Source organism: Escherichia albertii, assembly GCF_028622335.1.
GTDB classification, from domain to species: domain Bacteria; phylum Pseudomonadota; class Gammaproteobacteria; order Enterobacterales; family Enterobacteriaceae; genus Escherichia; species Escherichia albertii.
Window position 1 is genome coordinate 3,242,666 of record NZ_CP117568.1, and the last position, 13,347, is coordinate 3,256,012.

Annotated in this window: 8 protein-coding genes, 6 tRNA genes and 3 rRNA genes; 16 read left to right on the forward strand and 1 reads right to left on the reverse strand. The window is 50.7% G+C overall.

Annotated features, from left to right (window positions below):
* Positions 1-297 precede the first annotated feature (297 nt).
* From PS053_RS15795 to birA, 7 genes are all read left to right on the forward strand, one after another.
* Positions 298-1,839: ribosomal RNA gene (locus tag PS053_RS15795) — 16S ribosomal RNA — on the forward strand.
* 68 nt (positions 1,840-1,907) lie between these two features.
* Positions 1,908-1,984 (forward strand) — tRNA-Ile (locus PS053_RS15800).
* 42 nt (positions 1,985-2,026) lie between these two features.
* Positions 2,027-2,102, forward strand: a tRNA-Ala gene (locus tag PS053_RS15805).
* A gap of 185 nt (positions 2,103-2,287) precedes the next feature.
* Positions 2,288-5,189 (forward strand): 23S ribosomal RNA (locus PS053_RS15810).
* Between the two features lie 192 nt (positions 5,190-5,381).
* Positions 5,382-5,497, forward strand: a 5S ribosomal RNA gene (gene rrf, locus PS053_RS15815).
* Together the 16S, 23S and 5S rRNA genes with 2 tRNA genes alongside form the textbook arrangement of a ribosomal RNA operon.
* Positions 5,498-5,631: 134 nt before the next feature.
* A complete protein-coding gene (gene murB / locus PS053_RS15820) occupies positions 5,632-6,660 on the forward strand; it encodes a UDP-N-acetylmuramate dehydrogenase (RefSeq protein ID WP_001016678.1) in 1,029 nt (342 codons plus the stop codon).
* Entirely contained in the window at positions 6,657-7,622 is a 966-nt protein-coding gene (gene birA, locus PS053_RS15825) for a bifunctional biotin--[acetyl-CoA-carboxylase] ligase/biotin operon repressor BirA (RefSeq protein WP_256879503.1), read from the forward strand. Before murB ends, birA begins: the two co-directional genes overlap by 4 nt.
* A 28-nt stretch (positions 7,623-7,650) precedes the next feature.
* Here the strand turns inward: birA and coaA are convergent, their stop codons facing one another.
* Positions 7,651-8,601: a type I pantothenate kinase gene (gene coaA / locus PS053_RS15830; protein WP_000111603.1), complete on the reverse strand. Its 951-nt coding sequence runs from the start codon at positions 8,599-8,601 to the stop codon at positions 7,651-7,653.
* A gap of 361 nt (positions 8,602-8,962) precedes the next feature.
* On the opposite strand from coaA, the gene PS053_RS15835 reads away from it, so the two are divergent.
* The 9 genes from PS053_RS15835 to rplA all read left to right on the forward strand — a co-directional run bounded on the left by PS053_RS15835 (position 8,963) and on the right by rplA (position 13,158).
* Positions 8,963-9,038, forward strand: a tRNA-Thr gene (locus PS053_RS15835).
* Positions 9,039-9,046: 8 nt separating this feature from the next.
* A tRNA-Tyr gene (locus PS053_RS15840) sits at positions 9,047-9,131 on the forward strand.
* 116 nt (positions 9,132-9,247) lie between these two features.
* Positions 9,248-9,322 (forward strand) — tRNA-Gly (locus PS053_RS15845).
* Positions 9,323-9,328: 6 nt separating this feature from the next.
* A tRNA-Thr gene (locus PS053_RS15850) sits at positions 9,329-9,404 on the forward strand.
* A gap of 114 nt (positions 9,405-9,518) precedes the next feature.
* A complete protein-coding gene (gene tuf / locus PS053_RS15855; protein ID WP_025237921.1) occupies positions 9,519-10,703 on the forward strand; it encodes an elongation factor Tu in 1,185 nt (394 codons plus the stop codon).
* Between the two features lie 229 nt (positions 10,704-10,932).
* Entirely contained in the window at positions 10,933-11,316 is a 384-nt protein-coding gene (secE, locus tag PS053_RS15860) for a preprotein translocase subunit SecE (RefSeq protein WP_001275702.1), read from the forward strand.
* A 1-nt stretch (position 11,317) separates the two neighbouring features.
* Entirely contained in the window at positions 11,318-11,863 is a 546-nt protein-coding gene (gene nusG / locus PS053_RS15865; RefSeq protein WP_001287521.1) for a transcription termination/antitermination protein NusG, read from the forward strand.
* 158 nt (positions 11,864-12,021) lie between these two features.
* A complete protein-coding gene (gene rplK, locus PS053_RS15870) occupies positions 12,022-12,450 on the forward strand; it encodes a 50S ribosomal protein L11 (RefSeq protein ID WP_001085926.1) in 429 nt (142 codons plus the stop codon).
* A gap of 3 nt (positions 12,451-12,453) precedes the next feature.
* Positions 12,454-13,158: a 50S ribosomal protein L1 gene (rplA, locus tag PS053_RS15875; protein WP_001096679.1), complete on the forward strand. Its 705-nt coding sequence runs from the start codon at positions 12,454-12,456 to the stop codon at positions 13,156-13,158.
* The last annotated feature ends 189 nt before the right edge of the window (positions 13,159-13,347 follow it).

The following is a 13,347-nucleotide window of genomic DNA, read 5'->3' on the forward strand; positions in this document are numbered from 1 at the left end:
CGCCACCACTGACACGGAACAACGGCAAACACGCCGCCGGGTCAGCGAGGTTCTCCTGAGAATCTCGGCAGAGAAAAGCAAAAAATGCTTGACTCTGTAGCGGGAAAGCGTATTATGCACACCCCGCGCCGCTGAGAAAAAGCGAAGCGGCACTGCTCTTTAACAATTTATCAGACAATCTGTGTGGGCACTCGAAGATACGGATTCTTAACGTCGCAAGACGAAAAATGAATACCAAGTCTCAAGAGTGAACACGTAATTCATTACGAAGTTTAATTCTTTGAGCATCAAACTTTTAAATTGAAGAGTTTGATCATGGCTCAGATTGAACGCTGGCGGCAGGCCTAACACATGCAAGTCGAACGGTAACAGGAAGAAGCTTGCTTCTTTGCTGACGAGTGGCGGACGGGTGAGTAATGTCTGGGAAACTGCCCGATGGAGGGGGATAACTACTGGAAACGGTAGCTAATACCGCATAACGTCGCAAGACCAAAGAGGGGGACCTTCGGGCCTCTTGCCATCGGATGTGCCCAGATGGGATTAGCTTGTTGGTGAGGTAACGGCTCACCAAGGCGACGATCCCTAGCTGGTCTGAGAGGATGACCAGCCACACTGGAACTGAGACACGGTCCAGACTCCTACGGGAGGCAGCAGTGGGGAATATTGCACAATGGGCGCAAGCCTGATGCAGCCATGCCGCGTGTATGAAGAAGGCCTTCGGGTTGTAAAGTACTTTCAGCGGGGAGGAAGGGAGTAAAGTTAATACCTTTGCTCATTGACGTTACCCGCAGAAGAAGCACCGGCTAACTCCGTGCCAGCAGCCGCGGTAATACGGAGGGTGCAAGCGTTAATCGGAATTACTGGGCGTAAAGCGCACGCAGGCGGTTGATTAAGTCAGATGTGAAATCCCCGGGCTCAACCTGGGAACTGCATCTGATACTGGTCAGCTTGAGTCTCGTAGAGGGGGGTAGAATTCCAGGTGTAGCGGTGAAATGCGTAGAGATCTGGAGGAATACCGGTGGCGAAGGCGGCCCCCTGGACGAAGACTGACGCTCAGGTGCGAAAGCGTGGGGAGCAAACAGGATTAGATACCCTGGTAGTCCACGCCGTAAACGATGTCGACTTGGAGGTTGTGCCCTTGAGGCGTGGCTTCCGGAGCTAACGCGTTAAGTCGACCGCCTGGGGAGTACGGCCGCAAGGTTAAAACTCAAATGAATTGACGGGGGCCCGCACAAGCGGTGGAGCATGTGGTTTAATTCGATGCAACGCGAAGAACCTTACCTGGTCTTGACATCCACGGAAGTTTTCAGAGATGAGAATGTGCCTTCGGGAACCGTGAGACAGGTGCTGCATGGCTGTCGTCAGCTCGTGTTGTGAAATGTTGGGTTAAGTCCCGCAACGAGCGCAACCCTTATCCTTTGTTGCCAGCGGTTAGGCCGGGAACTCAAAGGAGACTGCCAGTGATAAACTGGAGGAAGGTGGGGATGACGTCAAGTCATCATGGCCCTTACGACCAGGGCTACACACGTGCTACAATGGCGCATACAAAGAGAAGCGACCTCGCGAGAGCAAGCGGACCTCATAAAGTGCGTCGTAGTCCGGATTGGAGTCTGCAACTCGACTCCATGAAGTCGGAATCGCTAGTAATCGTGGATCAGAATGCCACGGTGAATACGTTCCCGGGCCTTGTACACACCGCCCGTCACACCATGGGAGTGGGTTGCAAAAGAAGTAGGTAGCTTAACCTTCGGGAGGGCGCTTACCACTTTGTGATTCATGACTGGGGTGAAGTCGTAACAAGGTAACCGTAGGGGAACCTGCGGTTGGATCACCTCCTTACCTGAAAGAACTGTACTTTGCAGTGCTCACACAGATTGTCTGATGAAAATGAGCAGTAAAACCTCTACAGGCTTGTAGCTCAGGTGGTTAGAGCGCACCCCTGATAAGGGTGAGGTCGGTGGTTCAAGTCCACTCAGGCCTACCAAATTTGCACGGCAAATTTGAAGAGGTTTTAACTACATGTTATGGGGCTATAGCTCAGCTGGGAGAGCGCCTGCTTTGCACGCAGGAGGTCTGCGGTTCGATCCCGCATAGCTCCACCATCTCTGTAGTGATTAAACAAAAAATACTTCAGAGTGTACCTGCAAAGGTTCACTGCGAAGTTTTGCTCTTTAAAAATCTGGATCAAGCTGAAAATTGAAACACTGAATAGTCGAAAGATTATTCGTGAGTCTCTCAAATTTTCGCAACACGATGATGAATCGAAAGAAACATCTTCGGGTTGTGAGGTTAAGCGACTAAGCGTACACGGTGGATGCCCTGGCAGTCAGAGGCGATGAAGGACGTGCTAATCTGCGAAAAGCGTCGGTAAGGTGATATGAACCGTTATAACCGGCGATGTCCGAATGGGGAAACCCAGTGTGTTCCGACACACTATCATTAACTGAATCCATAGGTTAATGAGGCGAACCGGGGGAACTGAAACATCTAAGTACCCCGAGGAAAAGAAATCAACCGAGATTCCCCCAGTAGCGGCGAGCGAACGGGGAGGAGCCCAGAGCCTGAATCAGTGTGTGTGTTAGTGGAAGCGTCTGGAAAGGCGCGCGATACAGGGTGACAGCCCCGTACACAAAAATGCACATGCTGTGAGCTCGAAGAGTAGGGCGGGACACGTGGTATCCTGTCTGAATATGGGGGGACCATCCTCCAAGGCTAAATACTCCTGACTGACCGATAGTGAACCAGTACCGTGAGGGAAAGGCGAAAAGAACCCCGGCGAGGGGAGTGAAAAAGAACCTGAAACCGTGTACGTACAAGCAGTGGGAGCCTCTTAATGGGGTGACTGCGTACCTTTTGTATAATGGGTCAGCGACTTATATTCTGTAGCAAGGTTAACCGAATAGGGGAGCCGGAGGGAAACCGAGTCTTAACTGGGCGTTAAGTTGCAGGGTATAGACCCGAAACCCGGTGATCTAGCCATGGGCAGGTTGAAGGTTGGGTAACACTAACTGGAGGACCGAACCGACTAATGTTGAAAAATTAGCGGATGACTTGTGGCTGGGGGTGAAAGGCCAATCAAACCGGGAGATAGCTGGTTCTCCCCGAAAGCTATTTAGGTAGCGCCTCGTGAATTCATCTCCGGGGGTAGAGCACTGTTTCGGCAAGGGGGTCATCCCGACTTACCAACCCGATGCAAACTGCGAATACCGGAGAATGTTATCACGGGAGACACACGGCGGGTGCTAACGTCCGTCGTGAAGAGGGAAACAACCCAGACCGCCAGCTAAGGTCCCAAAGTCATGGTTAAGTGGGAAACGATGTGGGAAGGCCCAGACAGCCAGGATGTTGGCTTAGAAGCAGCCATCATTTAAAGAAAGCGTAATAGCTCACTGGTCGAGTCGGCCTGCGCGGAAGATGTAACGGGGCTAAACCATGCACCGAAGCTGCGGCAGCGACGCTGATGCGTTGTTGGGTAGGGGAGCGTTCTGTAAGCCTGTGAAGGTGTGCTGTGAGGCATGCTGGAGGTATCAGAAGTGCGAATGCTGACATAAGTAACGATAAAGCGGGTGAAAAGCCCGCTCGCCGGAAGACCAAGGGTTCCTGTCCAACGTTAATCGGGGCAGGGTGAGTCGACCCCTAAGGCGAGGCCGAAAGGCGTAGTCGATGGGAAACAGGTTAATATTCCTGTACTTGGTGTTACTGCGAAGGGGGGACGGAGAAGGCTATGTTGGCCGGGCGACGGTTGTCCCGGTTTAAGCGTGTAGGCTGGTTTTCCAGGCAAATCCGGAGAATCAAGGCTGAGGCGTGATGACGAGGCACTACGGTGCTGAAGCAACAAATGCCCTGCTTCCAGGAAAAGCCTCTAAGCATCAGGTAGCATCAAATCGTACCCCAAACCGACACAGGTGGTCAGGTAGAGAATACCAAGGCGCTTGAGAGAACTCGGGTGAAGGAACTAGGCAAAATGGTGCCGTAACTTCGGGAGAAGGCACGCTGATGGTAGGTGAAGCGACTTGCTCGTGGAGCTGAAATCAGTCGAAGATACCAGCTGGCTGCAACTGTTTATTAAAAACACAGCACTGTGCAAACACGAAAGTGGACGTATACGGTGTGACGCCTGCCCGGTGCCGGAAGGTTAATTGATGGGGTCAGCGCAAGCGAAGCTCTTGATCGAAGCCCCGGTAAACGGCGGCCGTAACTATAACGGTCCTAAGGTAGCGAAATTCCTTGTCGGGTAAGTTCCGACCTGCACGAATGGCGTAATGATGGCCAGGCTGTCTCCACCCGAGACTCAGTGAAATTGAACTCGCTGTGAAGATGCAGTGTACCCGCGGCAAGACGGAAAGACCCCGTGAACCTTTACTATAGCTTGACACTGAACACTGGTCCTTGATGTGTAGGATAGGTGGGAGGCTTTGAAGTGTGGACGCCAGTCTGCATGGAGCCGTCCTTGAAATACCACCCTTTAATGGCTGGTGTTCTAACGTTGGCCCCTTATCGGGGTTGCGGACAGTGTCTGGTGGGTAGTTTGACTGGGGCGGTCTCCTCCTAAAGAGTAACGGAGGAGCACGAAGGTTGGCTAATCCTGGTCGGACATCAGGAGGTTAGTGCAATGGCATAAGCCAGCTTGACTGCGAGCGTGACGGCGCGAGCAGGTGCGAAAGCAGGTCATAGTGATCCGGTGGTTCTGAATGGAAGGGCCATCGCTCAACGGATAAAAGGTACTCCGGGGATAACAGGCTGATACCGCCCAAGAGTTCATATCGACGGCGGTGTTTGGCACCTCGATGTCGGCTCATCACATCCTGGGGCTGAAGTAGGTCCCAAGGGTATGGCTGTTCGCCATTTAAAGTGGTACGCGAGCTGGGTTTAGAACGTCGTGAGACAGTTCGGTCCCTATCTGCCGTGGGCGCTGGAGAACTGAGGGGGGCTGCTCCTAGTACGAGAGGACCGGAGTGGACGCATCACTGGTGTTCGGGTTGTCATGCCAATGGCACTGCCCGGTAGCTAAATGCGGAAGAGATAAGTGCTGAAAGCATCTAAGCACGAAACTTGCCCCGAGATGAGTTCTCCCTGAGACTTAGAGTCTCCTGAAGGAACGTTGAAGACGACGACGTTGATAGGCCGGGTGTGTAAGCGCAGCGATGCGTTGAGCTAACCGGTACTAATGAACCGTGAGGCTTAACCTTACAACGCCGAAGGTGTTTTGGCGGATTGAGAGAAGATTTTCAGCTCAGATTCAGAGTCCGAAGGGTTTTACGCTGAGACAAGGCGGCAAATGAAGCGAAGGAAGGAGCATACTGAAGTATGTGACTGACTTTCGGGAATGCAGCCGGCGCAGTATCAGTGGAAAAGACACAGGACAGAGCACAAAGAATTTGCCTGGCGGAGATAGCGCGGTGGTCCCACCTGACCCCATGCCGAACTCAGAAGTGAAACGCCGTAGCGCCGATGGTAGTGTGGGGCTTCCCCATGCGAGAGTAGGGAACTGCCAGGCATCAAATTAAACAGAAGGCCATCCATAAGGATGGCCTTTTTGCGTTTCTACAAACACTTCCTGTCATCATATCTACAAGCCATACCCCCGCAGATACGGTAAACTAGCCTCGTTTTTGCATCAGGAAAGCAGCTATGAACCACTCCTTAAAACCCTGGAATACATTTGGCATTGATCATAATGCTCAACACATTGTATGTGCCGAAGACGAACAACAACTACTCAATGCCTGGCAGCATGCAACCGCAGAAGGACAACCCGTTCTTATTCTGGGTGAAGGAAGTAATGTACTTTTTCTGGAAGACTATCGCGGTACGGTGATCATCAACCGAATCAAAGGTATCGAAATTCATGATGAACCTGATACGTGGTATTTACATGTAGGAGCCGGAGAAAACTGGCATCGCCTGGTAAAATACACTTTGCAGGAAGGTATGCCCGGTCTGGAAAATCTGGCATTAATTCCTGGTTGTGTTGGCTCATCACCTATCCAGAATATTGGTGCTTATGGCGTAGAATTACAGCGAGTTTGCGCTTATGTTGACTGTGTTGAACTGGCGACAGGCAAGCAAGTGCGCTTAACTGCCAAAGAGTGCCGTTTTGGCTATCGCGACAGTATTTTTAAACATGAATACCAGGGCCGCTTCGCCATTGTAGCCGTAGGTCTGCGTCTGCCAAAAGAGTGGCAACCTGTACTAACGTATGGTGACTTAACTCGTCTGGATCCTACAACAGTAACGCCACAGCAAGTATTTGATGCGGTGTGTCATATGCGCACCACCAAACTCCCTGATCCAAAAGTGAATGGCAATGCCGGTAGTTTCTTCAAAAACCCTGTTGTACCTGCCGAAACGGCTAAAGCATTATTGGCACAATTTCCAACCGCACCAAATTACCCCCAGGCGGATGGTTCAGTAAAACTGGCAGCAGGTTGGCTTATCGATCAGTGCCAGCTAAAAGGGATGCAAATGGGTGGGGCTGCGGTGCACCGTCAACAGGCGTTAGTTCTCATTAATGAAGACAATGCAAAAAGCGAAGATGTCGTGCAACTGGCACATCATGTAAGACAGAAAGTGGGTGAAAAATTTAATGTCTGGCTTGAGCCAGAAGTTCGCTTTATTGGTGCATCAGGTGAAGTTAGCGCAGTGGAGACGATTTCATGAAGGATAATACCGTTCCACTGAAATTAATCGCGCTGTTAGCAAATGGTGAATTTCACTCTGGCGAGCAGTTGGGTGAAACGCTGGGAATGAGCCGGGCGGCTATTAATAAACACATTCAGACACTGCGTGACTGGGGGGTTGATGTCTTTACCGTTCCGGGTAAAGGATACAGCCTGCCTGAGCCCATCCAGTTACTTAATGCAGAACAGATATTGAGTCAGCTGGATGGCGGCAGTGTGGCCGTGTTGCCGGTTATTGATTCTACAAATCAATATCTCCTTGATCGTATCGGAGAGCTTAAATCGGGCGATGCCTGCGTTGCAGAATACCAGCAGGCAGGTCGTGGTCGCCGTGGTCGGAAATGGTTTTCGCCTTTTGGCGCAAACTTATATTTGTCGATGTTCTGGCGTCTGGAACAAGGCCCGGCTGCGGCGATTGGTTTAAGTCTGGTTATCGGTATCGTGATGGCGGAAGTATTACGCAAGCTGGGTGCTGATAAAGTTCGTGTTAAATGGCCGAATGACCTCTATCTGCAGGATCGCAAGCTGGCAGGTATTCTTGTGGAACTGACTGGCAAAACTGGCGATGCGGCGCAAATAGTCATTGGTGCCGGGATCAACATGGCAATGCGTCGGGTTGAAGAGAGTGTCGTTAATCAGGGGTGGATCACGTTGCAGGAAGCGGGGATCAATCTCGATCGTAATACGTTGGCGGCCATGCTAATACGTGAATTACGCGTGGCGCTGGAACTCTTCGAGCAAGAAGGATTGGCACCTTATCTTTCTCGCTGGGAAAAGCTGGATAATTTTATTAATCGCCCAGTGAAACTTATCATTGGTGATAAAGAAATATTTGGTATTTCACGCGGAATAGACAAACAAGGTGCTTTATTGCTTGAGCAAGATGGAATAATAAAACCCTGGATGGGCGGTGAAATATCCCTGCGTAGTGCAGAAAAATAAGAAAGGGGAGCATTAGCTCCCCTGAAAATTATTTGCGTAGTCTGACCTCTTCTACCGCATGATTAGCACTTTTCGTCAGGATTAAACTGGCGCGCTCACGAGTAGGTAGAATATTTTGCTTTAAGTTCAGCCAGTTGATCTCTCTCCACAACGTCATGGCTGTCTTAATAGCTTCTTCCTTAGTTAATTTCGCGTAGTTATGAAAATAGGAATCCGGGTCTGTAAAAGCCCCTTCGCGGAATTTCAGGAAACGATTGATATACCATGTCTGAAGTAAGTCTTCCGGGGCATCAACATATATCGAAAAATCGACGAAATCAGAAACAAAAACATGATGCGGGTCGTGCGGATAATCCATCCCGCTCTGTAAGACATTTAATCCTTCAAGAATTAAAATATCAGGTTGAACAACAGTTTTATCTCCATCCGGGATCACATCATAAATAAGATGCGAGTAAACAGGAGCTGTAACGTTTGGCACGCCAGATTTGAGATCGGAAACAAACTTCACCAGACGATGCATATCATACGATTCCGGGAAGCCTTTCTTCTTCATCAGGCCACGCTCTTTAAGCACCTGGTTAGGGTGAAGAAAACCATCTGTGGTTATCAACTCAACACGGCGATGTTCCGGCCAACGGCTTAATAGCGCCTGTAATACACGGGCGGTCGTACTTTTCCCCACCGCGACGCTACCAGCAATGCTGATAATGTAAGGAATACGTTGCCCGTTGGTACCAAGAAACTGTTCCAGAACTGCCTGACGGCGCAGGTTTGAGCTTATATAGAAGTTCAGCAAACGCGACAGAGGCAAATAGATCTCGGCAACTTCTTCTAAGGAGAGATCTTCATTTATACCTTTGAGGCGGGCAATCTCTTCTTCCGTTAACGTCATGGGTACGGAATCACGCAGAGCTGCCCACTGGTTGCGGTCAAACTGTAGGTAAGGCGTCATTAACGTTTGCTCTTTTACACTCATAAGCATGTTTCTGGCGGTCATAGCTCTATCGGCAAAGCGATATTCGCCATGGCGCGTCACAGTTCAGTTTAATGGGATAATGGGCAGGAGGGTAACACCAGATGGGAAGGAATAATAAGAAAAAATCTCTTTCGGCGAGCTATCGTTGAAAAGCAATGTGACAGATATTCCATCTGATAAAAAGGATTGTGTCTTGATGGCGGTATGTTGTTAAGCAGAACGGTGCTGAAAAAGTGTGCTAATCAGCGCCTTCTTCGATGATTTCTTCATCGTCTCGAGCAAAATGTGACCAACAAAACAAATTATGCAATTTTTTAGTTGCATGAACGCGCATGTCTCCATAGAATGCGCGCTACTTGATGCCGACTTAGCTCAGTAGGTAGAGCAACTGACTTGTAATCAGTAGGTCACCAGTTCGATTCCGGTAGTCGGCACCATCAAGTCCGGTGGGGTTCCCGAGCGGCCAAAGGGAGCAGACTGTAAATCTGCCGTCACAGACTTCGAAGGTTCGAATCCTTCCCCCACCACCAATTTCGGCCACGCGATGGCGTAGCCCGAGACGATAAGTTCGCTTACCGGCTCGAATAAAGAGAGCTTCTCTCGATATTCAGTGCAGAATGAAAATCAGGTAGCCGAGTTCCAGGATGCGGGCATCGTATAATGGCTATTACCTCAGCCTTCCAAGCTGATGATGCGGGTTCGATTCCCGCTGCCCGCTCCAAGATGTGCTGATATAGCTCAGTTGGTAGAGCGCACCCTTGGTAAGGGTGAGGTCGGCAGTTCGAATCTGCCTATCAGCACCACTTCTTTTCTCCTCCCTGTTTTTTCCTTCTGTCTATTGCATTCAACAAGTCGGGCATGTTGCCTGGTTGATGTGGTGATATCACCGATTTATCCGTGTCTTAGAGGGACAATCGATGTCTAAAGAAAAGTTTGAACGTACAAAACCGCACGTTAACGTCGGTACTATCGGCCACGTTGACCATGGTAAAACAACGCTGACCGCTGCAATCACTACCGTACTGGCTAAAACCTACGGCGGTGCTGCTCGCGCATTCGACCAGATCGATAACGCGCCGGAAGAAAAAGCGCGTGGTATCACCATCAACACTTCCCACGTTGAATACGACACCCCGACCCGTCACTACGCACACGTAGACTGCCCGGGCCACGCTGACTATGTTAAAAACATGATCACCGGTGCTGCGCAGATGGACGGCGCTATCCTGGTTGTTGCTGCGACTGACGGCCCGATGCCGCAGACTCGTGAGCACATCCTGCTGGGTCGTCAGGTAGGCGTTCCGTACATCATCGTGTTCCTGAACAAATGCGACATGGTTGATGACGAAGAGCTGCTGGAACTGGTTGAAATGGAAGTTCGTGAACTTCTGTCCCAGTATGATTTCCCGGGCGATGACACCCCGATCGTTCGTGGCTCTGCTCTGAAAGCGCTGGAAGGCGACGCAGAGTGGGAAGCGAAAATTCTGGAACTGGCTGGCTTCCTGGATTCTTACATTCCGGAACCAGAGCGTGCGATTGACAAGCCGTTCCTGCTGCCGATCGAAGACGTATTCTCCATCTCCGGTCGTGGTACCGTTGTTACCGGTCGTGTAGAACGCGGTATCATCAAAGTGGGCGAAGAAGTTGAAATCGTTGGTATCAAAGAGACTCAGAAGTCTACCTGTACTGGCGTTGAAATGTTCCGCAAACTGCTGGACGAAGGCCGTGCTGGTGAGAACGTAGGTGTTCTGCTGCGTGGTATTAAACGTGAAGAAATCGAACGTGGTCAGGTACTGGCTAAGCCGGGCACCATCAAGCCGCACACCAAGTTCGAATCTGAAGTGTACATTCTGTCCAAAGATGAAGGCGGTCGTCATACTCCGTTCTTCAAAGGCTACCGTCCGCAGTTCTACTTCCGTACTACTGACGTGACGGGTACCATCGAACTGCCGGAAGGCGTAGAGATGGTAATGCCGGGCGACAACGTTAAAATGGTTGTTACCCTGATCCACCCGATTGCGATGGATGACGGTCTGCGTTTCGCAATCCGTGAAGGCGGTCGTACCGTTGGCGCGGGCGTTGTAGCTAAAGTTCTGGGCTAATTGCCGATAACATTTGACGCAATGCGCAATAAAAGGGCATCATTTGATGCCCTTTTTGCACGCTTTCGTACCAGAACCTGGCTCATCAGTGATTTTCTTTGTCATAATCATTGCTGAGACAGGCTCTGTTGAGGGCGTATAATCCGAAAAGCTAATACGCGTTTCGATTTGGTTTGCCTCGCGATCGCGGGGTGAAAATGTTTGTAGAATACTTCTGACAGGTTGGTTTATGAGTGCGAATACCGAAGCTCAAGGAAGCGGGCGCGGCCTGGAAGCGATGAAGTGGGTCGTTGTGGTTGCGTTGCTCCTGGTGGCAATTGTAGGCAACTACCTTTATCGCGACATTATGTTGCCGTTGCGTGCGCTGGCCGTAGTAATTCTTATTGCTGCAGCGGGCGGTGTCGCGCTGTTAACGACAAAAGGTAAAGCAACCGTTGCTTTTGCCCGTGAAGCGCGTACCGAAGTCCGTAAGGTCATTTGGCCGACTCGCCAGGAAACATTGCACACCACGCTGATTGTGGCTGCGGTTACCGCAGTAATGTCACTGATCCTGTGGGGACTGGATGGTATTCTGGTTCGCCTGGTATCCTTTATCACTGGCCTGAGGTTCTGAGATGTCTGAAGCTCCTAAAAAGCGCTGGTACGTCGTTCAGGCGTTTTCCGGTTTTGAAGGCCGCGTAGCGACTTCGCTGCGTGAGCATATCAAATTACACAACATGGAAGAGTTGTTTGGTGAAGTCATGGTTCCAACCGAAGAAGTGGTTGAAATCCGTGGCGGTCAGCGCCGCAAAAGCGAGCGCAAATTCTTCCCGGGCTACGTCCTCGTTCAGATGGTGATGAATGACGCGAGCTGGCATTTGGTGCGCAGCGTACCGCGTGTGATGGGCTTTATCGGCGGTACTTCCGATCGTCCTGCGCCAATCAGCGATAAAGAGGTCGATGCGATTATGAACCGCCTACAGCAGGTTGGTGACAAGCCTCGTCCGAAAACGCTGTTTGAACCGGGTGAAATGGTTCGTGTTAATGATGGTCCATTCGCTGACTTCAACGGTGTTGTTGAAGAGGTGGATTACGAGAAGTCTCGCCTGAAAGTGTCTGTTTCTATCTTCGGTCGTGCGACCCCGGTAGAGCTGGACTTCAGCCAGGTTGAAAAAGCCTAACTCAATGATCAAAAAAACGGCGATTTAATCGTTGCACAAGGCGCGAGATTGGAATACAATTTCGCGCCTTTTGTTTTTATGGGCATTGCCCGTAAAACGATTTTTTATATCACGGGGAGCCTCTCAGAGGCGCTATTACCCAACTTGAGGAATTTATAATGGCTAAGAAAGTACAAGCCTATGTCAAGCTGCAGGTTGCAGCTGGTATGGCTAACCCGAGCCCGCCAGTAGGTCCGGCTCTGGGTCAGCAGGGCGTAAACATCATGGAATTCTGCAAAGCGTTCAACGCAAAAACGGATTCCATCGAAAAAGGTCTGCCGATCCCGGTAGTTATCACTGTTTACGCTGACCGTTCTTTCACTTTCGTTACCAAGACTCCGCCGGCAGCAGTTCTGCTGAAAAAAGCGGCTGGTATCAAGTCTGGTTCCGGTAAGCCGAACAAAGACAAAGTGGGTAAAATTTCCCGCGCTCAGCTGCAGGAAATCGCGCAGACCAAAGCTGCCGACATGACTGGTGCCGACATTGAAGCGATGACTCGCTCCATCGAAGGTACTGCACGTTCCATGGGCCTGGTAGTGGAGGACTAAGAAATGGCTAAACTGACCAAGCGCATGCGTGTTATCCGCGAGAAAGTTGATGCAACCAAACAGTACGACATCAACGAAGCTATCGCTCTGCTGAAAGAGCTGGCGACTGCTAAATTCGTAGAAAGCGTGGACGTTGCTGTTAACCTCGGCATCGACGCTCGTAAATCTGACCAGAACGTACGTGGCGCAACTGTACTGCCGCACGGTACTGGCCGTTCCGTTCGCGTAGCCGTATTTACCCAGGGTGCAAACGCTGAAGCTGCTAAAGCTGCAGGCGCTGAACTGGTAGGTATGGAAGATCTGGCTGACCAGATCAAGAAAGGCGAAATGAACTTTGACGTTGTTATTGCTTCCCCGGATGCAATGCGCGTTGTTGGCCAGCTGGGCCAGGTTCTGGGTCCGCGCGGCCTGATGCCAAACCCGAAAGTGGGTACTGTAACGCCGAACGTTGCTGAAGCGGTTAAAAACGCTAAAGCTGGCCAGATCCGTTACCGTAACGACAAAAACGGCATCATCCACACCACCATCGGTAAAGTGGACTTTGACGCTGACAAACTGAAAGAAAACCTGGAAGCTCTGCTGGTTGCGCTGAAAAAAGCAAAACCGACTCAGGCGAAAGGCGTGTACATCAAGAAAGTTAGCATCTCCACCACCATGGGTGCAGGTGTTGCAGTTGACCAGGCTGGCCTGAGCGCATCTGCAAACTAATGCCTTTACGTGGGCGGTGATTTTGTCTACAATCTTACCCCCCACGTATGCTGCTTAAAGCAGGTTTATATCCGCGATATTCGAGGGGCGGCAAGGCCGTTACAAACTGAATAGCGACGGGTAGAAAAGATTTGTTCGTTGGAGTCTGGCCTATCCAGACCTCCGTCGAAGACCGCAGGTGTTTCGTAA

Excerpts from the sequence above, each read along its gene's own strand:
- murB (WP_001016678.1), top strand. The coding sequence starts at position 5,632 with ATGAACCACTCCTTAAAACCCTGGAATACATTTGGCATTGATCATAAT.
- birA (WP_256879503.1), top strand. The coding sequence starts at position 6,657 with ATGAAGGATAATACCGTTCCACTGAAATTAATCGCGCTGTTAGCAAAT.
- coaA (WP_000111603.1), bottom strand. The coding sequence starts at position 8,601 with ATGAGTGTAAAAGAGCAAACGTTAATGACGCCTTACCTACAGTTTGAC.
- tuf (WP_025237921.1), top strand. The coding sequence starts at position 9,519 with ATGTCTAAAGAAAAGTTTGAACGTACAAAACCGCACGTTAACGTCGGT.
- secE (WP_001275702.1), top strand. The coding sequence starts at position 10,933 with ATGAGTGCGAATACCGAAGCTCAAGGAAGCGGGCGCGGCCTGGAAGCG.
- nusG (WP_001287521.1), top strand. The coding sequence starts at position 11,318 with ATGTCTGAAGCTCCTAAAAAGCGCTGGTACGTCGTTCAGGCGTTTTCC.
- rplK (WP_001085926.1), top strand. The coding sequence starts at position 12,022 with ATGGCTAAGAAAGTACAAGCCTATGTCAAGCTGCAGGTTGCAGCTGGT.
- rplA (WP_001096679.1), top strand. The coding sequence starts at position 12,454 with ATGGCTAAACTGACCAAGCGCATGCGTGTTATCCGCGAGAAAGTTGAT.